Source organism: Paraburkholderia sp. CHISQ3 (assembly GCF_030464945.1).
Taxonomy (GTDB): Bacteria; Pseudomonadota; Gammaproteobacteria; order Burkholderiales; family Burkholderiaceae; genus Paraburkholderia; species Paraburkholderia megapolitana.
This window is the reverse complement of record NZ_JALPRG010000011.1, coordinates 50,090-75,322: the sequence shown is the minus strand read 5'-3', so window position 1 is coordinate 75,322 and position 25,233 is coordinate 50,090. Positions and strand designations below refer to the sequence as shown.

General features: G+C 61.7%; 22 protein-coding genes and 1 pseudogene. 10 read left to right on the top strand and 13 right to left on the bottom strand.

Annotated features, from left to right (window positions below):
- The first annotated feature begins 24 nt into the window (after positions 1–24).
- Positions 25–804 (top strand): type II secretion system protein N, encoded by a 780-nt coding sequence (locus tag M0D65_RS24315; protein ID WP_091016956.1) that lies wholly within the window; start codon positions 25–27, stop codon positions 802–804.
- 30 nt (positions 805–834) lie between these two features.
- On the opposite strand, the gene M0D65_RS24310 is transcribed toward M0D65_RS24315, so the two are convergent.
- Positions 835–2,445, bottom strand: coding sequence for an efflux transporter outer membrane subunit (locus M0D65_RS24310; RefSeq protein WP_266254918.1), 1,611 nt, complete (start codon positions 2,443–2,445; stop codon positions 835–837).
- Between the two features lie 276 nt (positions 2,446–2,721).
- Positions 2,722–3,096, bottom strand: a complete 375-nt coding sequence (locus M0D65_RS24305) for a hypothetical protein (protein WP_266254917.1) — start codon at positions 3,094–3,096, stop codon at positions 2,722–2,724.
- 242 nt (positions 3,097–3,338) lie between these two features.
- Here M0D65_RS24305 and M0D65_RS24300 point away from each other — a divergent pair, with 242 nt between their 5' ends.
- Complete coding sequence (locus M0D65_RS24300; RefSeq protein ID WP_091016949.1) at positions 3,339–3,863, top strand: MarR family winged helix-turn-helix transcriptional regulator; 525 nt, start codon at positions 3,339–3,341, stop codon at positions 3,861–3,863.
- Between the two features lie 138 nt (positions 3,864–4,001).
- Positions 4,002–5,567, top strand: a complete 1,566-nt coding sequence (locus tag M0D65_RS24295; protein ID WP_266254916.1) for a DHA2 family efflux MFS transporter permease subunit — start codon at positions 4,002–4,004, stop codon at positions 5,565–5,567.
- Between the two features lie 33 nt (positions 5,568–5,600).
- Here M0D65_RS24295 and M0D65_RS24290 read toward each other — a convergent pair whose 3' ends face one another.
- The 4 genes from M0D65_RS24290 to ada form a co-directional block, all read right to left on the bottom strand.
- Positions 5,601–6,107 carry a hypothetical protein gene (locus M0D65_RS24290; RefSeq protein ID WP_266255067.1) on the bottom strand — a complete coding sequence of 169 codons (507 nt, stop codon included), beginning with the start codon at positions 6,105–6,107 and terminating at the stop codon, positions 5,601–5,603.
- Positions 6,108–6,399: 292 nt separating this feature from the next.
- Positions 6,400–8,013 carry a glutamate--cysteine ligase gene (gene gshA, locus M0D65_RS24285; protein ID WP_266254915.1) on the bottom strand — a complete coding sequence of 538 codons (1,614 nt, stop codon included), beginning with the start codon at positions 8,011–8,013 and terminating at the stop codon, positions 6,400–6,402.
- A gap of 246 nt (positions 8,014–8,259) precedes the next feature.
- Positions 8,260–9,288 (bottom strand): DNA-3-methyladenine glycosylase, encoded by a 1,029-nt coding sequence (locus M0D65_RS24280; RefSeq protein ID WP_266255066.1) that lies wholly within the window; start codon positions 9,286–9,288, stop codon positions 8,260–8,262.
- Positions 9,177–10,286, bottom strand: a complete 1,110-nt coding sequence (gene ada, locus M0D65_RS24275; protein ID WP_266254914.1) for a bifunctional DNA-binding transcriptional regulator/O6-methylguanine-DNA methyltransferase Ada — start codon at positions 10,284–10,286, stop codon at positions 9,177–9,179. Before ada ends, M0D65_RS24280 begins: the two co-directional genes overlap by 112 nt.
- A 499-nt stretch (positions 10,287–10,785) precedes the next feature.
- Here ada and M0D65_RS24270 point away from each other — a divergent pair, with 499 nt between their 5' ends.
- Positions 10,786–11,211, top strand: a complete 426-nt coding sequence (locus tag M0D65_RS24270; RefSeq protein WP_266254913.1) for a VOC family protein — start codon at positions 10,786–10,788, stop codon at positions 11,209–11,211.
- Between the two features lie 24 nt (positions 11,212–11,235).
- Here M0D65_RS24270 and M0D65_RS24265 read toward each other — a convergent pair whose 3' ends face one another.
- On the bottom strand, positions 11,236–11,790 hold the full coding sequence (locus M0D65_RS24265) for a YaeQ family protein (protein WP_266254912.1): 555 nt from the start codon (positions 11,788–11,790) through the stop codon (positions 11,236–11,238).
- 275 nt (positions 11,791–12,065) lie between these two features.
- On the bottom strand, positions 12,066–12,407 hold the full coding sequence (gene sap1, locus M0D65_RS24260) for a surface attachment protein Sap1 (RefSeq protein WP_266254911.1): 342 nt from the start codon (positions 12,405–12,407) through the stop codon (positions 12,066–12,068).
- A 692-nt stretch (positions 12,408–13,099) separates the two neighbouring features.
- On the opposite strand from sap1, the gene M0D65_RS24255 reads away from it, so the two are divergent.
- Positions 13,100–13,267, top strand: a complete 168-nt coding sequence (locus tag M0D65_RS24255; protein WP_170275873.1) for a hypothetical protein — start codon at positions 13,100–13,102, stop codon at positions 13,265–13,267.
- 226 nt (positions 13,268–13,493) lie between these two features.
- Here M0D65_RS24255 and mnmE read toward each other — a convergent pair whose 3' ends face one another.
- A complete protein-coding gene (gene mnmE / locus M0D65_RS24250; protein ID WP_266254910.1) occupies positions 13,494–14,894 on the bottom strand; it encodes a tRNA uridine-5-carboxymethylaminomethyl(34) synthesis GTPase MnmE in 1,401 nt (466 codons plus the stop codon).
- Positions 14,895–15,237: 343 nt separating this feature from the next.
- Between mnmE and M0D65_RS24245 the strand changes: the two genes are divergently transcribed.
- Positions 15,238–15,660 (top strand): helix-turn-helix domain-containing protein, encoded by a 423-nt coding sequence (locus M0D65_RS24245; protein WP_170275890.1) that lies wholly within the window; start codon positions 15,238–15,240, stop codon positions 15,658–15,660.
- A gap of 119 nt (positions 15,661–15,779) precedes the next feature.
- Here M0D65_RS24245 and yidC read toward each other — a convergent pair whose 3' ends face one another.
- The 4 genes from yidC to rpmH form a co-directional block, all read right to left on the bottom strand.
- Positions 15,780–17,450 carry a membrane protein insertase YidC gene (gene yidC / locus M0D65_RS24240; RefSeq protein ID WP_266254909.1) on the bottom strand — a complete coding sequence of 557 codons (1,671 nt, stop codon included), beginning with the start codon at positions 17,448–17,450 and terminating at the stop codon, positions 15,780–15,782.
- A 30-nt stretch (positions 17,451–17,480) separates the two neighbouring features.
- Positions 17,481–17,711: a membrane protein insertion efficiency factor YidD gene (gene yidD / locus M0D65_RS24235; protein WP_091017557.1), complete on the bottom strand. Its 231-nt coding sequence runs from the start codon at positions 17,709–17,711 to the stop codon at positions 17,481–17,483.
- An 80-nt stretch (positions 17,712–17,791) separates the two neighbouring features.
- Positions 17,792–18,289, bottom strand: a complete 498-nt coding sequence (gene rnpA, locus M0D65_RS24230) for a ribonuclease P protein component (RefSeq protein ID WP_091017555.1) — start codon at positions 18,287–18,289, stop codon at positions 17,792–17,794.
- A gap of 26 nt (positions 18,290–18,315) precedes the next feature.
- Positions 18,316–18,450 (bottom strand): 50S ribosomal protein L34, encoded by a 135-nt coding sequence (gene rpmH / locus M0D65_RS24225; protein ID WP_004198824.1) that lies wholly within the window; start codon positions 18,448–18,450, stop codon positions 18,316–18,318.
- Between the two features lie 386 nt (positions 18,451–18,836).
- On the opposite strand from rpmH, the gene dnaA reads away from it, so the two are divergent.
- From dnaA to M0D65_RS24205, 4 genes and pseudogenes are all read left to right on the top strand, one after another.
- On the top strand, positions 18,837–20,432 hold the full coding sequence (gene dnaA, locus M0D65_RS24220) for a chromosomal replication initiator protein DnaA (RefSeq protein ID WP_266254908.1): 1,596 nt from the start codon (positions 18,837–18,839) through the stop codon (positions 20,430–20,432).
- A 304-nt stretch (positions 20,433–20,736) separates the two neighbouring features.
- Positions 20,737–21,840: a DNA polymerase III subunit beta gene (gene dnaN, locus M0D65_RS24215; protein ID WP_266254907.1), complete on the top strand. Its 1,104-nt coding sequence runs from the start codon at positions 20,737–20,739 to the stop codon at positions 21,838–21,840.
- A 113-nt stretch (positions 21,841–21,953) separates the two neighbouring features.
- Positions 21,954–24,425 (top strand): DNA topoisomerase (ATP-hydrolyzing) subunit B, encoded by a 2,472-nt coding sequence (gyrB, locus tag M0D65_RS24210; protein WP_266254906.1) that lies wholly within the window; start codon positions 21,954–21,956, stop codon positions 24,423–24,425.
- 582 nt (positions 24,426–25,007) lie between these two features.
- Positions 25,008–25,211: pseudogene (locus M0D65_RS24205) on the top strand (IS3 family transposase); the annotation flags it as partial.
- Positions 25,212–25,233: the final 22 nt, after the last annotated feature.

Sequence of the window (25,233 nt, the reverse complement as noted above, 5' to 3'; positions counted from 1 at the left end):
CACTGCACAAGCACAAGGTTTGGCATGAGTCTCTGGATACGACGCGCCCGCGTCGTGCTGCCGTGGGTGCTGGTGGGGACGGTATCGTGCGCGGTCGTGCTGCTGGCGATGTTGCCGGCTGCCTGGATCACGCCGCAGTTCGCGAAGAAGACGCAAGGACATATCAACCTCGTCGATCCGGCGGGCTCGCTGTGGCACGGCTCGGCGACGCTGATGCTCGCTGCGGGACCGGATGCGAGCGCGGCGACGCTGCTGCCTGGGCGGATCGAATGGCGCACGGCGTTCTGGCCGCTCTTTATCGGCCGGGTGCGGATGGAGATGCGGCAGAGCGAGGCGATGCCCGATCCGGTGAACGTCGATGCCGCGGCGAGTAGCGCGACGCTGTCGGCGGGCAGCATTGCCGTGCCGGCTTCGCTGCTGACGGGGCTCGGCGCACCGTTCAATACGCTCGATCTGCAAGGCGACGTGCGGCTGTCGTGGACCGACTGGCGCGCGTTTCGCGGCCAGTCGTTCGGTCAGTTGACCGTCACGCTCAACGATATGAGTTCGCGTGTTTCGCGGGTCAAGCCGTTGGGATCGTACCGGGTGGTGTTTCAGGCGGAGGGCGCGGCGTCGACGCTCGATCTGTCGACGTTAAAGGGGCCGTTGCTGCTCGATGGGCATGGCACGCTGGGCAATGGCGGATCGTCGTTTCAGGGTACGGCGAGCGCGTCGCCTGATCAGAAGGACAACCTCGCGGGGCTGTTGAACCTGCTCGGGCGTCCGAATGGGCCGGGTACGGTTGCGCTGACTTTTACGCGGTGATGGGCTGACGCGGCGGGGACTCCGCCGCGATTAGTTGCTGATAACCGCCCCGCTTTGCGCGACCGGCGTGGCCGATACAGCCGACGTGCCCGAGGCTCCCGACACGCCCGAAGCACCCGCCGCCGGAGCCGCCACAGCCCCCGTCTCGCGAGCCATCTGCGACACATCCCAGCCGCCGCCCAGCGCCTTCACCAGTCCCACCGACGACACCATCCGCTGGCCCGCAAGGTTCGCGAGCTTCTGTTCCGCCGTGAACGCGGTGGTCTGCGCGGTCAGTACGCTCAGGTAGGCGACGGTGCCTGACTTGTACTGGTTCGTGATGATGTCGAGTGCCTGGCGGGCTGAATCGACGGCTTGCTGCTGGACGACGATTTCCCGCGCGAGGATGCGCTGCGATGCGAGGTTGTCCTCGACGTCCTGGAACGCGGCCAGCACGGTTTGCCGGTAGGTTGCGACCTGCTGGTCGTAGGCGGCGCGTGCGGCATCGGTCTGCGCGCTACGCAAACCGGCGTCGAAGAGCGTCGCCGCGAGCTGCGGGCCGACGGTCCAGAAACGCGACGGCGCCGTCAGTAGTTGCGAAAACACCGAGTTCTGGAAGCCGCCGCTCGCGGACAGCGTCAAGGTCGGGAAGAACGCGGCAATCGCGATGCCGATCTGCTCGTTGGCTGCCGCCGCCTTGCGTTCCGCCGAAGCGATATCGGGCCGCCGTTCGAGCAGCGCCGATGGCATCTGTTCGGGGACGGGAGGCGGCGTGGCGTCGAGCGGTACCTGGGCCAGCGAGAAGGTCGACGCCGGTTCGCCGACGAGTACCGCTATCGCATGTTCGTCCTGCGCGCGTGCGACGCCGTTATCGATTGCCGCGGCCTGGGCGGACTGCAACTGCGTCTGTGCCTGGATCACATCGGAACGCGCGGCGACGCCCTGGGCGTACTGGTTCTGCGTGAGTTGCAGCGAACGCTCGTAGGCGGCGACGGTGTCGTCGAGCAGCTTTTGCTGGGCGTCGAGCGAGCGCAGCGAGAAGTAGGTCTGGGCGAGCGTGCCCTGCGCGGACAGCCGGGCGTTGGCGAGATCGGCGGCTGCGCCTTGCTGGCCGGCCTCCTGCGCGCTTACCGTGCGGCTCACCTTGCCCCACAGATCGGGCTCCCAGGTGGCGTCGAGCGATGCGCTGAAGTTGTTGCCGATGACGCTCGAATTCGGCCGTGTGGAACTGCTGTTGTTCGTCCCCGTCGCCGCGCGGCTCCGCGAGCCGGACCCCGATGCACTAATGACCGGGAAATACGATGCGCGCGCCTCGGCAACGAGCGCGCGCGCCTGCCGGTACGCTGCCGCGAATTGCGCAACGGTCTGATTCGCGGTGTTCAACTTGTCTTCGAGCGCGTTGAGCTGCGCGTCGTTATAGATGGTCCACCATGCTCCGCGATCATGCTGATCGGCGGGCTGGGCGGTTTTCCAGCCGTCCGCAGCTTGCTGCGTTGCTTCCGGCGCGGCTTCCTTATACGCCGCCGGAACCGAGACATCGGGCCGCTTGTAGTTCGGCCCGACCGCGCAACCGGCGAGCACGGTCGCGACCGTTGCCGCCACAGCGAGCGTCAGGATGCGTGGCGCAACTACCAGCGGGTGCGAGATACGGTCAAACGGCATGCAAAGGGTTCCTGTCGATTCGGCCGGCCGGCGCTCTGGCGGCCGGGCGGTCATCCGCGAGGCGAGAAGACGGTGTGTCGCGACGGCACCGGAATGGTAGCTTACGCGACGCCTCCGGCGCGGAAAACAGGAAGAGTAATGTGGGGCGAGGCTTGGGTGTGTTACCGGGAGTTCCGGCCGGTTACGTGGCGTTACCTGGCCGAGGAGGCAACCGCAATGGATACCGGCAGAGATGGTCGTGCAACGGCGAACCGACCTTGGCCCGCGTGTTGCGATTCAGACGCGTTCGCTGAGGCTTTGTCGCGCGAGCTTGCCCGCGGCGGCACGGCACACCGGCGCGTTGCCGCGCGACTGGCAAACCGATGCGCCCGGCACCAGCGATGCGGCTGCGGCTCCCGATCCTTTGCCCGCGACGGCAGGCTGAAGCGCCCCCAGCCGTTCCACCGCCGCTGCCCCGGCCGGCCCGTTGCGACGCGCCCGACGACTTTCGATCCACGCGAGCAGCAGCACACCCAGCGATCCCCCAGGCAACACGAACATCGCCGCATACAGCGCCAGCTTCCACCAGCGATGCGAGCCCTGGAACGTGTGCAGTGCGGTGTCGGTGATGGAGCGGCCCAGGCCGCCGAGGGTGTTTTTCAGGTACAGCATCGCGGGAATCCTTATGCGTGGCAGCGGGACGCTGTACGCGGCAAAGCGGTCAGAACATGGTCTCGGGTGGCGCGAAAACGCGCGTAACTCGTTGCCTGCAATAATATTGACTATGCAATCAAATTTCAAGATACTTCCGCTTAACCTGACAGTCCTTGTTGTTTTTGGCTCAGGCGTCGACCGGCGAATCGGTCCAGGTAAATAAAATCCGCTGCAATTTTTCGGCTCCACGTACGACTCCCATGAATGACAGTCCCCATCGCACAGGTGAGACACCTATCGAATCGAGCCTCGGCTATTACCTGGCGAAGGCACGCGAGGTATTTCTCGAGCGGATGGATCGGGCCGTGAAGCCGCTGGGATTGACCGCGCCGCAGGTCGGCGTAGTCATGCTGTTGTGGTGTGGTCGGGCGACGACGCCGTTCGAGCTGTCGCGGGTGATGTCGTACGACAGCGGATCGATGACGCGGATGCTCGACAGGCTGGAAAAGAAGGGGTTTATCGAACGTACGCGTAGCGAAACCGACCGGCGTATCGTCAAGCTCGAACTGACGCCGGCCGGGCGCGAAGCCGCGAGTCAACTGCCGGCACTCGGCAAAGCGGTGCTGAACGAACAGTTGCACGGATTCTCCGCCGACGAAGTCGCCACCCTGGTGAATCTGCTCGGTCGTTTCATCGCGAACGGAACCGGCGCGCAGGCTCCTGGCAATGTGCTCGCCGGGGTGTGTGGGGTGCGGGAAAAGTCGTCGGAGGAAGGCGACGAGTAAGTCAGTCGGGGGCGCTTTCGGGCGCCATTGCTTTAATCGAATGTCTGTCTGGGCAGAGAGTGCAGGTGCATGAAATATCTGCTTAATAGCAACAGCATATGGGTGCCACGACAAGTGTTGGCCCGATGAGGAGAAATTATGGCCGCCACGGCTTCCGCCGCCGCGCCTGCCGCGCCCGCTGAACCTGCCCCGCTCGCCGGCGGCAGGCTCGCGTTGCTGACCGTCGGCCTCGCGCTCGGCACCTTCATGGAAGTGCTCGATACGTCGATCGCGAACGTCGCCGTGCCGACCATCTCCGGCAGCCTTGGCGTGTCGACGAGCGAAGGTACGTGGGTGATCTCGTCGTATTCGGTGGCATCGGCGATCGCCGTACCGCTCACTGGATGGCTCGCGCGGCGGGTCGGCGAGGTGCGGCTGTTCACGCTGTCGGTCGTGCTGTTCACGATCGCGTCGGCGGCGTGCGGGTTCGCGCAGAACTTCGAATCGTTGATCGCGTTCCGGCTGCTTCAAGGGCTCGTGTCCGGTCCGATGGTGCCGCTGTCGCAAACCATCCTGATGCGCTCGTATCCGCCCGAGAAACGCGGGCTCGCACTCGGTTTATGGGCGATGACGGTGATCGTCGCGCCTATCTTCGGGCCGGTGATGGGCGGCTGGATCACCGACAACTACACATGGCCATGGATCTTCTACATCAATCTGCCGATCGGTCTGTTCTCGGGCGCCTGCGCATTCTTCCTGCTGCGCGGCCGCGAAACGAAGACGGCGAAGCAGCGTATCGACGCGATCGGGTTAGCGTTGCTCGTGATCGGCGTGTCGTGTCTGCAGATGGTGCTCGACCTCGGTAAGGATCGCGACTGGTTCAATTCCAGTTTCATCGTCGGGCTTGCCATCACCGCGGTTGTATCGATTGCGTTTTTGCTTGTCTGGGAGTTGACGGAGAAGGAACCGATCGTCGACCTGACGCTGTTCAAGGATCGCAACTTCGCGCTCGGCGTATTGATCATCGCCGGCGGTTTCATGGCGTTCTTCGGCTCGGTGGTGATCTTTCCGCTGTGGCTACAGACGGTGATGGGCTATACCCCAGGGCTCGCCGGGCTCGCTACCGCGCCGGTCGGTTTTCTCGCGCTGATCCTCTCGCCGCTGATCGGCCGCAACATACACCGGCTCAATGTGCGATTGGTCGCGAGTTTCGCCTTCGTCGTGTTCGCATTCGTATCGTTCTGGAACTCGACCTTCACGCTCGATGTTCCGTTCAACCATGTGATCTGGCCACGGCTCGTGCAAGGCATCGGCGTGGCGTGTTTCTTCGTGCCGATGACGACGATCACGCTATCGAGCATGTCCGACGAACGGCTCGCGAGCGCCTCCGGTCTGTCGAATTTTTTCCGCACGTTGTCGGGCGCAATCGGTACTGCGATCAGCACGACGTATTGGGAGAACGACGCGATCTATCACCACGCGGTGTTGTCGGAATCGGTCAATGTGTATTCGCAGAACACGAACGCCTATCGCGATGCGTTGTCTTCGCTCGGCGTTGCGGGACAAAGCGTGACTGCACAGTTGAACGAGATCGTGACGCAGCAGGGCTTCATGATGGCGACCAACGATTTCTTCCGCATCTCGTGCGTCGGTTTTATTTTTCTGGCGGCGCTGGTCTGGATCACGAAGCCGAAGAAAGGCGCGGCGGCGTCAATGGGGCACTGACGCCGCGCGAGACGAACAGTGTGCGGTTGCCGATCACTGAGAAGCCGGTTCTCCGGTTGGCGAGGCGATCGACTGTGCGGGCATCGCGTCCGGTGCCAGCGCTGCGGCGGGAGCCGGCGTGCTGCCCGGTGCGGGCGCGTTCGCTGTGCCGTTGCGCACAAACAGCTTGAAGTCCGCACCGGCTTGCCACGGGTCGGGTTTGCAGCCGAGCGCGCTATCGCAATGCGCTGCGAAGCCGATCGTCGAGGTGCCGTCGTTGTTTGGCGTCTTCGTGATCTCGTACGCGAGGGCGCGTTTGCCGCCGTCGGGACCGGTGGTCTGGATCAACGTATCGCTGCTCGATTCAAGTGGATAACGCGAGTGACCCGTTACCCATGTTTGCGCGCGCTGCCACCAGAGATCGCACTCCGCCTTGCTTGAGCACGTTAGCGGCGCGGTGGCGATCTGCATGACATCGGGTTGGACCTGGCCGCGGGTAGAACAACCGGCGACGAGCGTGCCGAAAGTACAGAGCGCGGCGATCGACAGGTATTGCTTGATCAAGGTATTCCTCCGTTGGCGAAGCGGGTCGCTGGAAAGAGCATAGTCGTTGGACTCCCGTAAGGCACGCGTGTTTCAACGGGTTCGCGATTCCGGGAAATCCTGCCAGTCCTTTTTTTGCAGCAATCGCCGTGCCGTGGTGCTTATCGGTTGCGGTGCGATGTTGCGATGTCGCGATCTCTGATAGCGAGGCGCAAACAAAAAGGCAGTCCGTCTGGACTGCCCTCTTTCTTCTGACGCCGCTGCCACCTGCCGGACCTCGCTGCGATACAGCCGTATGGCGACCGGTTGCCTACACGCTAAAGCGGTTCAACGTATACGCGCGATACGCGGCGATAAACGCATCGAACGAACCAACCTCTTCCCGCTCGAGCGTGGCCTGCTCGCTGAGCGATTGCGCGGCGAGTTCGGTCATCTCTTTCTCTTTTGCTGCATCGAGCGGACGACTGCGGAACCATGCCGCATGCGCTTCGCTTTGCGCGAGACCGAACGCGAGGAAGCTTTGTTCGCGTTCACGCATCGTTTTCAGTACGCGTGCCGAGGGCGTCAGCGACACATCGGCGAGCTTGGCGCGTTGTGTAGTGACTGAGCGCGCGTGACGATCGTCGCCGTGCAATGCATCGAGCCTGGCCGCCGCAAGATCGATCTTTGCGAGCAACTCATTCGCCCAGTCGATCATCGACACGGTCTTGCCGTCGCGCGTCAACTCGAGCCCCGGCTTGCGCCCTTCCGACGTCACGGCGCTGAAATTCTGGTTTGCTTCGCAGTACGCATCGGGCGGCAACGGTGCACTGTCGTCGAGTGCGCAGACGAGCAGATACGCATCGAGAAAGCGCGAGGTTTCGAGCGAAATGCCGACTGGCTCGAACGGATCGATGTCCATGCAGCGCACTTCGACGTATTGCACACCGCGTGTCGCCAGCGCATGCAGCGGGCGCTCGCCGGGATACGTGACGCGTTTCGGGCGGATGGTCGAATAAAACTCGTTTTCGATCTGCAGCACGTTGGTGTTGATCTGCACCCACTTGCCGTCGCGATGCGTGCCGATCGCTTCGTACTGCGGATACGGCTGGCTCACGGCCTGCGTGAGCGCGTCGAGATAGCCCGGCAACGTGTTGTAGTCGGCGCGCAGCGCGGATTGGGCGGTCGTATTCGAATAACCGAGATCGCTCATGCGCAGGCTCGTCGCATACGGACGATAGAGCGTGTCGGCATCGAAGGTTTCGAGCGTGTGCGGACGATCGCGCAGAAAGCGCCGGTCGAGCGCGGGCGACGCGCCGAACAGGTACATCAGCAGCCAGCTGGTGCGTCGAAAATTGCGAATCAGTGCGAGATAGCGCTCCGACTGGAAATCGACAGGGCTCGCTGTAGATTGCTGGTCCGCGTGCAGCAGACGCCACACTTCTTCGCTCAGCGAGTAGTTGTAATGGATCCCCGCGATACATTGCATCGTGCGGCCATAACGCAACGAGAGGCCGACGCGATACACATACTTCAGCTCGCCGATGTTCGACGTGCCGTAACGCGCGATCGGAATCTCGTCGTCCGCGGGCAGCAGCGCGGGCATCGAGTTGTTCCACAAGATTTCGCTGTCCAGCTTTGTATAGACGAATCGATGCAGCGTATCGAGCTGCTCCAGCGTCATCGAGACGTCTTGTTCCGCCGGCGTGATCAGTTCGACCAGTGCTTCCGAATAGTCGGTAGTCAGCGACGGATGTGTGAGCGCCGAGCCGAACGAGCGCGGATGCGCCGTCATCGCGAGGCGACCGGCAGGCGTAACGCGCAAGCTTTCCTTTTCGATGCCGCGCAGGCCGGCAGTCAGCGCATCGGCCTGCGGGCCCGCGCTCAGCACGGACAGGCGATGGGACAGCACGTCGGTCGTATGGGGAGAAGATGTATTTGGCATCGATGCAGTTGCAGGTCGGGCGTTGTCTGCCGCCATGACCGCCGGCGGCGGCCGACAACGTTCGGCGGATTCTTGGTAGCGGGCACTTTAACATCTCGCCACGAGACCTGCTTGAGGTGCCCTCGGCGCTGCTTTTACGTGCCATGACAGGGTTTTTTGCGCGGCACTGCCGATGCGTTTCGGGTTGTGGTCGTCGTTCGATGCGTGCCTTGTCGCGCCCTGTCCTGCCCTGCCCTGCTTTGCCTGCTAGCCGCCGCGTGCCGCGCCCGCGCGATCCGCGATTTCGTTCCACAGATGCATCGCCGCATACGCGCGCCACGGTCGCCATGCATCGGTACGCGCGCGTTGCTGCGTCGGACGTACCAGTGACGGATGACGTGCCGCGATCGATTGCATCAGGACGAGATCCGATGCGGGCCACGCGTCCATGTCGCGCCACGCGCGCATCGCGACGTATTCGACCGTCCAGGGGCCGATGCCCGGCAATGCGAGCAACGCGGCGCGCAACGCAGTTGCGTCTACGGCGCTGTTGTCGAGCGGCACGTCGCCGCTCGCGACCGCCTGCGCAAAACCCTGCAGCGCGGCAACCCGCTTGCCGGGCATGCCGATCTTTGCGAGGTCGACGGCGGCGAGCGCGGCGGGCGTTGGAAAACGCCACGCGGTGTGTTCGTGCGGATGATCGTCGATACGTTCGCCGGCGCGTTGCACGAGACGACCGATGATCGTCGTCGCGGCTTTCACGCTGACCTGTTGACCAACGATCGCGCGCACCACGAGTTCGAAGCCGGACCACGCGCCCGGCACGCGTAATCCTGGGGCGGCATCGAAGAGCTGTGCGAGCCATGGGTCTTCGGCGAAATGCGCGCCGATTGCCTTCGGGTTCGCGTGCAGATCGAACATGCGCGCGATCGGCGCGGCGAGCGCGTCTGCGTGCCGGCTCGCGGCGCCGTCGATGGTGGCGACGATGCAGCGCTTGCGTGGATGCAGTCGTACGGTCAGCGTGCCGGCGTCGCCGGCCCAGTCGATCGCGCGGCGATAGGCGCCGTCCTCGACCGCTTCGACGCCTGGCGTCGCGCGCCCTTTGAAGAAACGCAGCAAGCGCGGCCAGTCGAAAGGCGCCTTGAACGGCAACTCGAGCGAGGCGCTATGAGCAAGATCGGTCGTCAAGCGGCGTGATCCAGGTCGGCGGCGACTGCCATCGTAACGGGGGCGGACGTCGCGCCGGTGTGGTGCGCTTCCGCATCGAGCAGCGCGGCTTTGCGCGGCAAACCCCAGCGATAGCCGGCCAGTGCGCCACCCTTTTGTATCACTCGATGACATGGAATCGCGAGCGCTACCGGGTTCGATGCACACGCGCTTGCCACCGCGCGCACGGCGCGCGGCGAGCCGACCTCCTCGGCGATGTCCGAGTAACTGCGCGTCTCGCCGTACGGAATGCGCTGCAAGGCTTCCCACACACGCTGCCGGAACGCGGTGGCGGCGATGTCGAGCGGCAGGTCGATGCGCTCACGGGTGCCGTGCAGATACGCATCGATCTGTTCGATGAACGGTGCGAGCCGCGCGGGATCGTCGATGAATTCGGCGTTGGCGAATTCGCCGCGCAGTTCGTCGACGAGTGTCGTAGCGTCATCGCCGAATGCGATCTTGCAGATGCCTTTGCCAGTCGCGGCAACGAGCACGAGGCCGAGCGGCGTCGAGGCGCTCGCGTAGTGCACGACGAGGCCCGCGCCCTTGCGGCGATACGCGGACGGCGCCATGCCGAGTTCGGCGGCGGCGCTGTCGTACATCCGCGATGGTGAGCCGAAGCCCGCATCGACGCTTGCACGCGTCACTGCTGTGCCGCGGGCGAGCGCATCGCGCAACGCGGCGCCGCGCTGCGCGGCCTGATACTGCCGCGGCGACACACCGACGACACGCTTGAAAAGACGCTGCAGATGAAACGGACTCACGTGCACGAGATCGCTCAACTGCTGCAATGTCAGACGTTCCTGCGGATCGGCGTCGAGCGCCGCGCATGCGCGGTTCACGATCTCGATCTCACGCGGCAGGCGACCTGGCTGGCAACGCTTGCAGTCGCGGTAGCCGGCGGCGCGCGCTTCATCGGTGGACGGGAAAAAATCGACGTTCTCGCGACGCGGCTGGCGCGACGCGCACGACGGGCGGCAGAACACGCCGGTCGTTTTGACGCCGTAGAAGAAAGTACCGTCGGCATCGGTGTCGCGGCCTGTGACGGCGGCCCAGCGTTCGGCAGAGGTGGTATAGGCGGTTTTCATCGTGGATTCCGGGAGACAGTTTCGATGTTCACCAATTTAGTCCGCAGGTCGACACAGTACGCTCCGGATCTTGCTCTGTCATTGGAGCCCGTCGTGAAGCCCTTCAGGCCCGTGGGGTGGCCATCCGCAACTGTTCCGAAGCGGGCTCCGACCCCGCTTGCAGTGGGGAGTTGTCAGGGAATGTTAATTTCCGGGTTTTCCCTTAAAAAGTTATTGCGTCGCACCAACCCCGTGTGTATAGTCACTCTTGTCTCCTCCATGTCTCCTCCTGATATGGATTAAGCCCGCTCCCAGTGAGCGGGCTTTTTTTCGCCTGCGTTCCGGGCAATCCTCCGCCGGGGCAGCGCCCGGGTCAGCTCCATGAAACCGTACGCGAGCGCGCCATTTGCCGCTTCGCCTCTTCGTCGTGCCGGCAGATACCCGGTCTTTCTTTTAAACTTCCACTAGCCAGCCGCAGCCGGAATAACCCGCGGACTGAACCGGTAAGGGAGTGCGCTCCATGCAGATTCACATTCGAGAGATCGACCACGTCGTGCTTCGTTCCGCCGATCTCGAGGCCATGACCCGCTTCTATTGCGACGTACTTGGATGCAGCGTCGAGAAGGAGCAGCGCGAAATCGGGCTCGTGCAGTTGCGTGCGGGACGGTCGCTGATCGATCTGCTGGCGGTGGGCAGCAAAATCGATCGTGTGGAGAACGGCGTGCCCGGCGCGGGACGCAACATGGACCACCTGTGTTTGCGCGTCGAACCGTTCGATGCCGCTGCGCTGGAAAAACACCTCGCTGAATGCGGCGCGCGGATCGGCGAGCTGGGGACGCGCTATGGCGCGGATGGCTTTGGCACGTCGCTGTATCTGTTCGATCCGGAGGGCAACATGGTCGAACTCAAAGGTCCGCCGGACGCTGCGCGGGCCACTTCGCTCTAAGCGCTGCGCCGAACGCGTGAGACGTCACGCGTTGGCCGGCTCCTTCAACACCGTCCATTCGATCGGCACCGGGTCCGCTTCCGACGAACCCAGCCACGCCTGCTCGTCCTGTACCGTGCACTGCAGACGCATCGTGCGCTCCGCCAGTTTGCCGAGTGCGGCCGCGACGTCGTCGCCGAGCGACCACACCGTCACGTTGCGCAGGCGCTCTACCTTGCTGCGCACGCCCTGCCACCAGATCTCCGACGTACGGCCGCCGTATGCGATCACAACGACCTCGTTCGAGCGCCCGCTCGCTTTCGCGATGCGGCGCTCGTCCGGTTGCCCGACTTCAATCCACATCTCGATTGCACCGGTGAGGTCCTTTTGCCAGAGATCCGGCTCGTCGATATCGGACAGACCCTTCGAGAATTCCAGACGCTCCTGCGCGAACAGCGCGAATGCGGCGACGCGAACCATCATCCGCTCGTCGGTTTCGGACGGATGGCGGGCGATCGTGAGCGTATGGTCGGCGTAGTAGTGCCGGTCCATGTCGGCGATCTGTAGATCGGCTTTGTAGATGGTCGATTTGAGAGCCATGCAGCACCAGGGGCCCAATGTGACGGGCCTGAGAGAAATCGAAGAGTGGCGGGTCCGCCAAGTCTGGGTAGTCAGCGCGTGATGATACCGAATGTGCGCGGCATCTGTGCTGCAAGGTGGGCGGCGGCGCGGGAAAACGAGCCACAATGAAAAAGGCGGCTGGGATAATTCCCAGCCGCCTTTTATATACGCGAATCAACGCTGGCCCGTAAAAGGCCGGATAATCTCTGCACGTTCGGCCTATCGGCTATTCGCCAATAGCGCTAGATGCAGCGTTATTGCTTGATGAATCTATCGTTGGCCCAGAGCCCCTCCGTGTCGCTGTTGCCGGAATTCACGAATTCAATATCGTGTCCGACCACGCGTACCACGCGGAAGCTCGCATTTTCAGGAGTCGACAAGCACTGATAGCCGGAGAAAAATTCCTGCATTTTCTGCTGCTCGCCGGCTTGGGCGTGCTGATCGGCTGCATCGAGTTTGTCCTTCGACAGACAGCCATACGCATTAGGCTTGAACTGGATCGTCTGCTGCGGTTTGATCACGTTATCCTGCGCCTGAACCGCCGACGCGACAGCCAGTCCCACAACTGCAAAAAGAAGAGCGACACGCTTGATCATGTTACTGCCTCCGTGCGGGCGATATTACTCAGGTTAGCTATGTATTTAACTTCAATGGGGTACCCGCACCTTGCACTGTATAAAATGCAGCGCCGAGTACAAGCACATCTTGTGTGCGCTTGCAACAGTGGCGAATTGTCGCACCCTGCGCAGTCCGCCGATTTACCTCTGAAAGTGGGGTGAAAGCACCACAGCGATGATGCGTTTTCAATAATGGCTTTTAGTCTCACCCTTTAATTGCAACGGTTTGCCGCGGTGATTCGCGTAAACGCGGAGACTCAATTAAGCGACTTAATACAAATGCCGCAACCGCTTGATGCGGCGCACACAAAGTCGTTTAGTGAATTAAGCGTAAAACCACTAGAAAGTCGCGCGCGCAGAATAAAAATGATGCCAGGTTCATTTTTGCGGACCTGCGAATGAGCGGCTTGACGGTTGGGGAGGCGCTGGCGCCGCGCAAAAGTTCGTCGATAAATCGGGCGGCCTTCGGGGATAACGGTATGACACTCCCTCACGGGCTTCCGTTCGCGATGGCTTCGGGAGTGGGATCGGTCATGATCTTCAGTGACCCCGAGACGTTGGTGGTAACCGGTGCCGGACTGCCAGTTGACTGCGTATGAGGGGCAGCTCACCTACTCGCCGCGCAGTGCGCCTACAATGAAAGAACAGCGTGACGAAGATCGGAGGCCATCGTGATCGAGCACCTGATATTGGGCGCATTTCTGGTCGTGCCGCTATTGATCGTCGCGTTTCTATTCTCCGACGAGCTATGGCAGGAACATCGCGACCGCGAGCAGCAATCGCCGCCACGACGCATCGACTGGCGCCATCCGATTCGCAGCCTGCGGCATCCTCACTGAACGCGACGGCGCATTGGTGTCGAGCACAAAACGTGCGGGCAAAAAAAAGCCGCAGCGTTCGTGGAACTGCGGCCTAACCACACACATAACGCCATACATGCACGTCACTGCCAGAGTCTGGGTGTGTGTGCGGTCGCAGGCAAGTTCTTAAGCGTGGAATTGACCATCTTTGACGTTGCTGCACATTTTGCAATTGGGACGCGCGAGGCAAGCGCCTCGATACGCGTTATTTCCCAATGCAAAACCGGCTAAAGATCACCCCAAGCAGATCGTCGGACGTGAACTCACCGGTGATCGAATTGAGCTGCTCCTGGCCGAGACGCAACTCTTCTGCAAACAGATCCAGCGCCTGCGCGTTTTGATCCGCATGTTGAGCCGCCAGCATCAGATGTTCCTGCGCCGCGCGCAACGCAATCAGATGCCGTTCGCGCGCAAGGTACACGCTTTCCGCGCCCGCCTGCCAGCCCGCGATACGCAACAGTTCTTCGCGCAACAACCCGATACCGTCGCCTTGTTTGGCCGAGAGCCGCACTTCGCGCAGATCCGAACCGGCGGCACCGTCTCCGGGCAACGTCACCGCAGCCGGAAGCCCCGTCAAATCGGTCTTGTTGAGCACTCGCACGACCGGCACGCCGGCGGGAAATCGCGCGGCGATCGTAACGTCGTCGTCGGTCATGCCGCTGCGCGCGTCGAGCAGATGCAGCACGACGTCGGCCCGCTCGATCTCGTTCCACGTGCGCGCGATGCCGATCTTTTCCACTTCGTCGTCGGTTTCGCGCAGACCCGCGGTGTCGATCACGTGCAGCGGAATGCCTTCGATCTGGATGGTCTGCGCGACCTTGTCGCGCGTCGTGCCGGCAATCGGTGTGACGATGGCCAGCTCCGCGCCCGCAAGCGCATTCAGTAGCGACGATTTGCCGACGTTCGGTTGCCCGGCGAGCACTACCGACAGTCCTTCACGCAGCAGCGCTCCCTGCTTCGCTTCGGCGAGCACGTTCGCGAGTTGTTGGCGGATCCGGGCGAGCTTGCCGCGCGCATCGGCGGCTTCGAGGAAGTCGATCTCTTCTTCCGGAAAGTCGAGCGTCGCTTCGACCAGCATCCGCAGCGTGATCGTTTCTTCGACGAGCGCATGGATGTCACGTGAAAACGCACCATCGAGCGAGCGGCCTGCAGAACGCGCAGCAGCTTCGGTACTCGCCTCGATCAGATCGGCGACGGCTTCCGCCTGGGCGAGATCGAGCTTGTCGTTGAGGAACGCGCGACGCGTGAATTCACCGGGTTCCGCGAGGCGCAGGCCCAATGCGCGGCCGGCGTCGATGCAACGCTGCAGGACCAGTTGCAGCACGATCGGGCCACCGTGTCCCTGCAGTTCGAATACGTGCTCGCCGGTGTACGAGTGAGGCGCCGGAAAATACAGCGCAATGCCGCGATCGAGCGCTTCGCCCTTGCCATCGAGAAACGGCACGTAGCTCGCATGCCGCGGCGCGAGCGCCTGGCCCGTCAGCGCCTCGATTAATGCGCCGGCCGCTTTGCCAGCTCGTCCGAACGAGATTCGCACCACGCCGATTCCACCCCGGCCCGGAGCGGTGGCGATGGCGACGATGGGATCGGAATCGGTGGCGAGCATGATGGACGAAGGGAGGTGGTCGACGGCGGGCTGTATGAAGTGCGACGCATTGTAACGCGCGCGCTTTCGGCGCTTTGGACGGGCGCTGGAGCGCGTCTGCACGCGGTCTTCGGTCAGAATGGCTAGGAAGTATCTTAATTGAGATAATGGCGGTTGATCGCGAGCCGGGCAATCTGTCGCGACAATTGCGCTCGCATGCTTCCAGAATGAGCTTCGTGCGTGGCCGGACTGTTCCGGGTTTCGTCCCAGGTCAGTCAATTGTTGGGCTATTTATAACTAAATAGAGATAAATATAGCGCAACTGGTTGTCGGCGTCACACCACTCGAATTGCACAATCCGGCCATGCCTACCGCCGAAGAAAAAGCCGCCTTCACCGAACGTCTGCAGTTCGCGATGCGCCGTGCCCCCGAGACGCCTCAAGGTCCAACCGAGCTCGCGCTGCATTTCAATCTGCGGTATCGCGGCGCGCATCCGATTTCGCCGCAAACCGCGCACAAGTGGTTGAGCGGCCGCACGATCCCCACCGCCGACAAACTACAGACGCTAGCCGAATGGCTCGACGTCGATCTGCACTGGCTGCACTACGGGCCGCCACCTGGCGACGCGAAGCGTACGGTGCCGAAGCCGAGAGCGCGCGGCGAGAAGTATCCGCTGTCTCCCGAGGCGCTGGAACTCGCATCGAAGATCGAAGCGTTGACGCCGCATCACCGGTATCTCGTGCAGGAACTGATTTCGCAGTTTTACGGCGACGCCGACAAGGATTGAGCGCAGCAAGCGGAAGCCGTACCCGCATAAAAAAACCGCCCGGTGCATGAACTGCACCGGGCGGTTTTTTACTGGGGCGAAACGGGCAACGTCTCCCGTTTCGCCCGACAAACTCAGACTCAGGCAGCCTTCTTCTTCGAGCCCATCATCCGCGTGATGTAGTACTGCTGTGCGATCGACAGCACGTTGTTCACCACGTAATACAGCACCAGACCGGCCGGGAAGAAGAAGAACATCACCGAGAACGCGATCGGCATGAACATCATCATCTTGGCTTGCACAGGGTCCGGCGGCGTCGGGTTGAGACGCGTCTGCAGGAACATCGAGACAGCCATCAGCACCGGCAGGATGAAGAACGGGTCTTGCTGCGACAGATCGTGAATCCAGAGCATCCACGGCGCGCCGCGCATTTCCACCGACGACAGCAGCACCCAGTACAGCGAGATAAACACCGGGATCTGGATCACCACCGGCAGACAGCCGCCGAACGGATTGACCTTCTCGGTCTTGTACAGCTCCATCAGCGCCGAGTTCATCTTCTGCGGATCGCCCTTGAAGCGTTCGCGCAGCGCCTGCATGCGCGGCGTGATCGCCTTCATGCGGGCCATCGACTTGTAGCTCGCCGCCGACAGCGGGAAGAACACGGCCTTGATCAGCAGCGTGAGCAGCACGATCGACCAGCCCCAGTTGCCGACATAGCTGTGGATCTTCTCGAGCAACCAGAACAGCGGCTTCGCGATGATCGTCACCCAGCCATAGTCCTTCACGAGTTCGAGACCCGGCGCGATACCTTCGAGCATGCGCTCTTCTTCCGGACCAGCGAAAAGCTCCGCGGATACATTAGCGGACTGTCCCGGTGCAATCGTCGCGACCGGTTCCTTCACACCCACGCGATACAGCGACGGGTCGATCTTTTCGACATAGATGTCGCGCTTCGCGCCCTGCTGCGGAATCCACGCCGTCGCAAAGTAATGCTGGACCATCGCGATCCAGCCGTTATCGGCGGAGGTCGCGTAGTCCTGCTTGTTCTTGTCGACGTCGCTGAACGTCATCTTCTGGAAGTGATGCTCAGCCGTGTAGACCGCCGGTCCGATGAACGTGTGCGAGAAGCGCGGCGTTTCGACCGGCTGGCTGTCGCGCACCAGTTCCATATAGACGGTCGGCGTGACCGGCACGGTGCCCACGTTGACGATCTTCGTATCGACGCCGATCACGTAGCTGCCGCGCGTGAACGTGTACGTCTTCACGACCTTCACACCGCCCTTTACCGGCGATTCGAAGCTGAGCTGGAACGTCTTCGCGTCGCCGGTCAGATCGTGCGGCTGGTTGGGCACCGGCGTGAAGATGTCAGTGTGGTTCGGGAAATCGCCACCGAGCAGGCCCGTGCGCGCGAGATACGTGTGATCGGCGGTGTGATCGAACAGCGTGATGACGAGGTCCGGCTGCGAGCCGTCGCCATGCTTGATCAGCGACAGCTTGGACAGCGTGCCGCCGCGGGTGTCGATCTGACCGCTATAGACGTCGGTACTGAACGGAACCAGCTGCGCCTGGGCGGCGGCCGGCGTCGTGCTACCGGGCGCCGCTGTACCCGCAGCCGTATTGGCCGTGGGCAGATCGGCGGACTGGGTTCCTGGTGTCGTTGTTCCCGGCGCGGCGCCTGCCGCGGTATGCGTCTGCGTGGCGCCCGGGAAGAACATCGACGGACGTCCGTGGTCGCGCTGCCAGTTGTCGAACAGCAAGACAGCTGACATGAAGAAGATGACCCATAGGACGGTGCGTTTGATATCCATGCGTTGTCTCAGTGTCGAGGGAACGGCGCGTCAGCGCTTTTCAGAAGTGGGAGGCGGGACGAGATCGATGCCGCCCGCCGAAAACGGGTGGCAGCGGCACAGGCGCCTGGCGGCGAGGTAAGTTCCGCGCGCGGCGCCATGATACTGGATTGCTTCGCGCGCGTAATCGGAACAGGAAGGATAAAAACGGCACCGGTCGCCGAGCAGCGGACTGACGGCAACCTTGTAAAAACGCAGCAACGCGATGAGTACCGTTTGCATGGCTTGAGCGACCGGATTGCGCCGCACAGGGGGAAGATCGGGCACCGCGCTCACCGGAGCGGGCCGACGCCGGTTGCGCGTCATGGCGTCGCAGCCGGCGGTGTAAGCGGTGCAGGTGCAGCGGGCTGCGCCTCACGCCTGGCGATTTCACGCGCGGCCTTGTCGAGCAGCATCTTGATCTCTTCAGTACACAGCGCGTTCAGCGGCGGCGACGAGGCGCTGGGCAACGCCTTCCTGTCGATCTTCGTATGCAGGCGCAGCAGCACGTCCCAGCCGGCGAAGTCGGCGCGCCGCAACCGGAACGCCTCGCGTGCGAGGCGCTTCACGAGGTTGCGGGTGGCAGCCCGCGGTGCGTGCTTCTTGCCGACCACGAGCCCTAAGCGCGCTTCGTTGCCTGTCGGACTGGCGTACACGACGAAATGCGCAGAGCGGCGCCACGGGCGCAAACGAAAAACGGATGAGAATTCATCCGTTTTCAGCAGCCTTGCGGCTTTGGGGAAGGCGGCCTGCGCGCGCAACGGAATCGATCCCTGCTGCGGCGTGTGAGCCGTTCCCGCTGAAGCGCGGGTGCCGGACACGGCGCGCAATCCGCTTGAAGCAGCCCTTAGATCGCGAGGCGCTTGCGGCCCTTCGCGCGGCGTGCGTTGATGACCTTGCGGCCACCCGCAGTCTTCATGCGAACGCGGAAGCCATGGGTGCGCTTGCGGCGCGTCACGGAAGGTTGGTAAGTACGTTTCATGTTGCTCTCACTTGTTGAGAAATGACCGCGCGAGCATCGCAGGGAACGCAATGAACGGTGGTGCTGGAAATTGGTTTACGCCGAACCCGCTATTTAAGCCGGTTTTCTCTTGGTCGTCAATAGCTTAGAGGCTTGTTCCGACACCCCCGTACGTCCCGATCGACTGGTCCGGCCCTGTGGATAACTCCCCTTACGGCGTCGTTTTGGCGTTAGAATCTCGCCTTAATCCCAAGAATCCTGCACGACGCCCCGCTGCGCCTGCTTGCCGCAAACCCTTGTGGTGCAAGCGCCTGGGGCAGTTCCGTCTGTGCTGCTCCGGGCCTCGTCGCGGGTTTTGCGACCAGGAAGCGCCAGCGGACCGCCGTGCACATAACGACAGCAACTCGATGAACGAATTCTGGCAGCACTGTTCCGCATTGCTGGAGCGCGAATTGACGCCCCAGCAGTACGTGACGTGGATCAAACCGTTGGCCCCGGTCGCCTTCGACGCCGATGCGCATACCCTGAGCATCGCCGCGCCGAACCGCTTCAAGCTCGACTGGGTCAAGAGCCAGTTTTCCGGCCGGATCACCGATCTTGCCCGCGATTTCTGGCAGGCCCCGGTCGATGTCCAGTTCGTTCTCGATCCGAAGGCCGGGTCGCGTCTGTCCGTGGCGCCTGCGCCCGTGCCGATGGCGGCACGGCAGCAAACATCCTCTTCTTCTGCTGGCAACCAGAGCAACGCAGGCGGCGTCGCGGCCGTCGGCGCCGCGGTCGGTGCGGTGCAGGCCGCGCATGCGGCACGCTTTGGCAATGGCTCGGCGCATGGTTCGAATGGCGGTCATACGGCCGGCCAGCACAGCGACGATGCCACCGACCTCGATCTGCCCAGCCTCGACGCGAATGAAGCCGCGGCGGCGCGCCGCACGTGGCGTCCCGGGTCAGGACCGGCCGGCAACGGCGACAGCGACCCGATGTACGAGCGCTCCAAGCTGAACCCGGTGCTCACATTCGATAACTTCGTCACCGGCAAGGCGAACCAGCTCGCGCGCGCCGCGGCGATCCAGGTCGCCGACAACCCCGGCGTGTCGTACAACCCGTTGTTTCTGTACGGCGGCGTCGGCCTCGGCAAGACCCACCTGATCCACGCGATCGGCAACCAGCTGCTGATGGACAAGGCCGGCGCCCGGATCCGCTACATCCACGCGGAACAATATGTGTCGGACGTGGTGAAGGCCTACCAGCGCAAGGCGTTCGACGACTTCAAGCGCTATTACCACTCGCTCGACCTGCTGCTCATCGACGATATCCAGTTCTTCTCCGGTAAATCGCGGACGCAGGAAGAGTTCTTCTACGCGTTCGAGGCACTGGTCGCGAACAAGGCGCAGGTCATCATCACGAGCGATACGTACCCGAAGGAAATTTCCGGGATCGACGACCGGCTGATCTCGCGCTTCGATTCCGGCCTGACGGTGGCGATCGAGCCACCCGAGCTGGAAATGCGCGTCGCGATCCTGATGCGCAAGGCGCAATCGGAAGATGTGAGCCTCAACGAGGACGTCGCGTTCTTTGTCGCGAAGCACCTGCGCTCGAACGTCCGCGAACTCGAAGGCGCGCTGCGCAAGATCCTCGCGTATTCGAAATTCCATGGCCGCGAAATCTCGATCGAACTGACCAAGGAAGCACTGAAAGACCTGTTGACCGTGCAGAACCGGCAGATCTCGGTGGAGAACATCCAGAAGACCGCTGCCGACTTCTACAACATCAAGGTCGCGGACATGTACTCGAAGAAGCGACCGGCGAATATCGCGCGGCCGCGGCAGATCGCGATGTATCTGGCCAAAGAATTGACGCAGAAGAGCCTGCCGGAAATCGGCGAGCTGTTTGGCGGGCGCGATCACACCACCGTGCTGCATGCGGTGCGCAAGATTGCCGATGAACGCAGCAAGGATGCACAGTTGAATCATGAGCTGCACGTGCTTGAGCAGACGTTGAAGGGCTGAGCGGGCGTGTGCGGTTTGAGCGGGGAATCGTGAGGCGAAAAAACGAAGGGCGCGAGGCCAGTTCAGGCGGTCCGAAAGAGGACTGAGACTGGCGCGGCAAAACGGCCCTGTTTATTTCGCGGAACGTCCCCATTTTAGGGAAGCGGTTTCGTTTTCAGGCACAATACAGGTTTAACCGCCCGGCGGGCGCAGGCGGGTTTTCAGGCCATGTCCGGCTGGGCGCGGCGGCACCGGCAGGGGGCCGCCGGCGCGCGGTGGTGAGCCGGGCGGGGCGCGCAGGCCGTTATATCAACGAAGGAACTCTATGCAACTGGTCAAGACCGAACGCGATAACCTCCTCAGGCCGCTGCAAACCGTGAGCGGCATCGTCGAACGCCGCCACACGTTGCCGATCCTCGCCAACCTGCTGATCACCAAGAGCGATTCCAATGTGTCGTTCCTGTCGACGGACCTCGAACTGCAGATCACCACGCGCGCCGATTTCGGCGTAGGTGGAGAGTCGGTGGCGACTACGGTGGCCGCACGCAAGCTGCTCGACATCCTGCGTGCGATGCCTGAAGGCCAGGTCAGCCTGACGCTGACCGACAAGCGCCTCACCGTGCAGTCGGGCAAGAGTCGTTTCGCGCTGCAGACGCTCGCCGCGGACGAATTCCCGACCGTCGCACAAGCCAAAGATTTCGGCGCCAACCTGTCGGTTCCGCAAAAGACGTTCCGCCAGTTGCTCGGCATGGTCCATTTCGCGATGGCGCAGCAGGACATCCGTTACTACCTGAACGGCATGCTGCTCGTGGTCGATGGCGACCAGCTGATGGCCGTCGCAACCGACGGACACCGGCTTGCGTACTCGTCGATGAAAATCGAAGGTTCGTTTGCTCGCCAGGAAGTGATCGTTCCGCGCAAGACGATTCTTGAGCTGCAACGTCTGCTCGAAGATATCGACGACACGCTGAAAATCGAAATCGCGTCGACCCAGGCGAAGTTCACGTTCGGCCAGGTCGAACTGGTATCGAAACTGGTGGAAGGCAAGTTCCCCGACTTCCAGCGCGTGATTCCGAAGTCGCACAAGAACACGTTCCTGATCGGTCGCGAAGAACTGCAACGCTCGCTGCAACGCGCGGCGATTCTGACGTCGGACAAGTTCAAGGGCGTGCGCTGCATCATCGAGCCGGGCCAGCTGAAGATCATGTCCACCAACGCCGATCAGGAAGAGGCGCAGGAAGAACTGGAAATCGCCTACCAGGGCGACACCATCGATATCGGCTTCAACGTCACGTATCTGCTCGACGTGCTCGCGAACCTGAAGGTCGACATGCTGCAGGTCAGCCTCGGCGACGCGAGTTCCAGCGCGCTGATCACGATTCCTGAGAACGAGGAATTCAAGTACGTAGTGATGCCGATGCGCATCTGACGCAACCGACAATAAGAACACACCAAGGGGCGCAGTGCCCCTTTGGCGTTTTTATGGTGTTTTGAAAGTCCTGAAGCAGCAACCAGGCAGTAACGCAGAACCGGAAAAAATCCATGACTGAAACGAACAATTCGCAACCCGATAACAGCTACGGCGCCTCTTCCATTCAGATCCTCGAAGGTCTGGAGGCCGTCCGGAAGCGACCCGGGATGTACATCGGCGATACATCGGATGGCACCGGTCTGCATCACCTCGTATTCGAAGTGCTGGACAACGCAATCGACGAAGCGCTGGCCGGATACTGCAACGACATCCAGGTCATCATTCACGCCGACAACTCGGTCTCCGTCACCGACAACGGCCGTGGCGTGCCGACCGGCCTGAAGATGGACGACAAGCACGATCCGAAGCGCAGCGCCGCTGAAATCGTGATGACCGAGCTGCACGCCGGCGGCAAGTTCGACCAGAACAGCTACAAGGTGTCCGGCGGGCTGCACGGCGTGGGCGTGTCGTGCGTGAACGGACTGTCGGCATGGCTGCGCCTCACGGTGCGTCGTGATGGCAAGAAGCACTTCATGGAATTCCATCGTGGTGTGCCGCAGAACCGCATCGTCGAAGAAGTGGACGGTGAACGCGTATCGCCGATGCTGGTGGTGGGTGACACCGAAAACCGCGGCACCGAAGTGCACTTCCTCGCCGACGATACGATCTTCGGCAATGTCGAATATCACTACGACATTCTGGCGAAGCGCATTCGCGAACTGTCGTTCCTGAATAACGGCGTGCGGATTCGTTTGACCGATCAGCGTTCGGGCAAGGAAGACGATTTCGCGTTTGTCGGCGGCGTGAAGGGCTTTGTCGAGTACATCAACAAGACCAAGGCTGTATTGCACCCGACTATCTTCCACGTGAGTGGCGAGAAAGATGGTGTTGGCGTCGAAGTCGCGATGCAGTGGAACGACAGCTACAACGAAAATGTGCTGTGCTTCACGAACAATATTCCGCAGCGCGATGGTGGGACGCACTTGACCGGTTTGCGCGCGGCGATGACGCGTGTGCTGAACAAGTACATTGCCGATCACGAAGTCGCCAAGAAGGCGAAGGTCGAGACGTCCGGCGACGACATGCGCGAAGGGTTGTCTTGCGTGTTGTCCGTCAAGGTGCCGGAGCCGAAGTTCAGCGCGCAGACGAAGGACAAGCTCGTTTCGTCGGAAGTGCGTGCGCCGGTTGAGGATGTGGTTGCCAAGGCGCTTGAAGAATTCCTGCTTGAGACGCCGCTTGACGCGAAGATTATCTGCGGCAAGATCGTCGATGCTGCGCGTGCGCGTGACGCTGCGCGCAAGGCGCGCGAGATGACGCGACGCAAGGGCGTGCTGGACGGCGTTGGTTTGCCGGGCAAGCTTGCCGATTGCCAGGAGAAAGATCCGGCGAAGTCGGAGATTTATATCGTCGAGGGTGACTCGGCTGGCGGCTCCGCCAAGCAGGGGCGTGACCGGAAGTTTCAGGCCATCCTGCCGTTGCGCGGCAAGGTGCTGAACGTCGAGAAGGCGCGCTACGACAAGCTGCTTTCGTCGGAGCAGATCGTTACGCTGATTACCGCGCTGGGTTGCGGGATCGGCAAGGACGATTACAACCTCGACAAGCTGCGCTATCACCGCATTATCATCATGACCGACGCGGACGTGGACGGTGCGCACATCCGTACGCTGCTGCTGACGTTCTTCTATCGGCAGATGCCGGACATGATCGAGCGTGGGTTTGTTTATATCGCGCAACCGCCGCTGTACAAGATCAAGGCGGGTAAGGATGAGCGGTATCTAAAGGATGAGTCGGAGCGGAATGCGCATATGTTGAAGCTTGCGCTGCAGGGCTCCGATCTTGTGCCTACTGAGAATGCGACGCCTATTGCCGGCGATGCGCTTGGTGAGCTGGCGCGGTCTTATCTGCTTGCTCAGGCTGTCGTGAACCGGTTGAGCCGGCTTTACGATGCGCAGGCCATGGAAGCGGTCATGGATGGTGTTGTGATCGATTTCACCGATGAGGCTTCAACTGAGGCTTCGGCTAAGGTGCTTGAGGCTCATCTGCGGGATGATCCTTTGAAGCCCGAGGTGTTCGTGCATGCGATGTATGACGCTGTGCGGGAACAGCGGTCGTTGCGGGTGGAGCGGAAGCATCACGGCAATCTGAAGATCTCGGTTATCGATCAGGATTTTCAGTTGACTGCGGATTATCAGCAGCTGGTTACTACTGCCGATACGTTCAAAGGGTTGATCGGGGTTGGGGCTGTTATCCGGCGCGGTGAGCGGAGTATGGCGGTTAATAACTTCAAGAGCGCTATGAAGTGGTTGATTGCCGATGCTGAGCGGAATGTCTCCTTGCAGCGGTATAAGGGGCTCGGGGAGATGAATCCTGGGCAGCTCTGGGAAACTACGATGGATCCGACAGTCAGGCGGTTGCTGCGGGTGCAGATCGAGGATGCTATCGCTGCTGATGGGATTTTTACTACGCTTATGGGGGATGATGTGGAGCCGCGTAGGGCGTTTATTGAGTCTAATGCGTTGAGGGCGGGGAATATTGATGTTTGATGTTTAGCATTTCCGTAGGGCGCCAGAGTATGTGCGACTGGCGCCACAGTTGTGCGACTGCGCGACGGAGTTAATGCGACTGACCTACTTAGACGGAAAGTGATCGCCATTCCTGCACGCATAGGCTATACGAGCGATCTTGGGCGAAGCTCGGTTTTCAGACTCGCGAGGGTTAAAAATTTCGAACGACTTGGTAGGGTTCGCGGTACGAAGATCTGGAGTTCGCCCCCCTCTCCACCATTAGATATTCCAGGCAGTTCCACAGTATTCCCGAAACCCCGCGTACCGTAAGGCTCGCGGGGTTTTTGTTTCCACTTTGGGATCATGGTTTCCGTTAACAGCAGTGGGCTTTTCGGCACAGCTTTGGAGCCTTGAGTGTTGATTTGTACTGAATCCTGACCCGGGGGGGGACAAAATCATGGACTACCTAGAGGTAGTCCATGCACTCGTACGAAGACCGCATTCAAGCTGTTCAGCTTTATCTGAAGTTGGGAAAGCGCATCAGGGCGGCCATCAGACAGTTGGGTTAGGGAGATAGTTCGACTACGCCCTACCTCTTGCTCCACTCCAGATCCCAGCCGGCCAGTGATCGACTGCTTCGACGGTCTCGTCGTGAGCTTGTCAATCGGCACACGACCAGATGCTGAACTCGTAAATACCATGCTGGATTCGGCCATGGAGTCGGTGGCTGATTGTTGTGAGCGGCCTGTGGTCCACTCCGACTGCGGGGCGTGCTATCGTTGGCCGGGATGGCTATCCCGGATGCGCGATGCTTGGCTCATTCGCCCTATCCACGTGAGCTACGCCC

What these genes read in the sequence shown, in the direction of transcription:
- M0D65_RS24315 (WP_091016956.1), top strand. Translation starts at nt 25, where the DNA reads ATGAGTCTCTGGATACGACGCGCCCGCGTCGTGCTGCCGTGGGTGCTG.
- M0D65_RS24310 (WP_266254918.1), bottom strand. Translation starts at nt 2,445, where the DNA reads ATGCCGTTTGACCGTATCTCGCACCCGCTGGTAGTTGCGCCACGCATC.
- M0D65_RS24305 (WP_266254917.1), bottom strand. Translation starts at nt 3,096, where the DNA reads ATGCTGTACCTGAAAAACACCCTCGGCGGCCTGGGCCGCTCCATCACC.
- M0D65_RS24300 (WP_091016949.1), top strand. Translation starts at nt 3,339, where the DNA reads ATGAATGACAGTCCCCATCGCACAGGTGAGACACCTATCGAATCGAGC.
- M0D65_RS24295 (WP_266254916.1), top strand. Translation starts at nt 4,002, where the DNA reads ATGGCCGCCACGGCTTCCGCCGCCGCGCCTGCCGCGCCCGCTGAACCT.
- gshA (WP_266254915.1), bottom strand. Translation starts at nt 8,013, where the DNA reads ATGCCAAATACATCTTCTCCCCATACGACCGACGTGCTGTCCCATCGC.
- ada (WP_266254914.1), bottom strand. Translation starts at nt 10,286, where the DNA reads ATGAAAACCGCCTATACCACCTCTGCCGAACGCTGGGCCGCCGTCACA.
- M0D65_RS24270 (WP_266254913.1), top strand. Translation starts at nt 10,786, where the DNA reads ATGCAGATTCACATTCGAGAGATCGACCACGTCGTGCTTCGTTCCGCC.
- M0D65_RS24265 (WP_266254912.1), bottom strand. Translation starts at nt 11,790, where the DNA reads ATGGCTCTCAAATCGACCATCTACAAAGCCGATCTACAGATCGCCGAC.
- sap1 (WP_266254911.1), bottom strand. Translation starts at nt 12,407, where the DNA reads ATGATCAAGCGTGTCGCTCTTCTTTTTGCAGTTGTGGGACTGGCTGTC.
- mnmE (WP_266254910.1), bottom strand. Translation starts at nt 14,894, where the DNA reads ATGCTCGCCACCGATTCCGATCCCATCGTCGCCATCGCCACCGCTCCG.
- M0D65_RS24245 (WP_170275890.1), top strand. Translation starts at nt 15,238, where the DNA reads ATGCCTACCGCCGAAGAAAAAGCCGCCTTCACCGAACGTCTGCAGTTC.
- yidC (WP_266254909.1), bottom strand. Translation starts at nt 17,450, where the DNA reads ATGGATATCAAACGCACCGTCCTATGGGTCATCTTCTTCATGTCAGCT.
- yidD (WP_091017557.1), bottom strand. Translation starts at nt 17,711, where the DNA reads ATGCAAACGGTACTCATCGCGTTGCTGCGTTTTTACAAGGTTGCCGTC.
- rpmH (WP_004198824.1), bottom strand. Translation starts at nt 18,450, where the DNA reads ATGAAACGTACTTACCAACCTTCCGTGACGCGCCGCAAGCGCACCCAT.
- dnaA (WP_266254908.1), top strand. Translation starts at nt 18,837, where the DNA reads ATGAACGAATTCTGGCAGCACTGTTCCGCATTGCTGGAGCGCGAATTG.
- dnaN (WP_266254907.1), top strand. Translation starts at nt 20,737, where the DNA reads ATGCAACTGGTCAAGACCGAACGCGATAACCTCCTCAGGCCGCTGCAA.
- gyrB (WP_266254906.1), top strand. Translation starts at nt 21,954, where the DNA reads ATGACTGAAACGAACAATTCGCAACCCGATAACAGCTACGGCGCCTCT.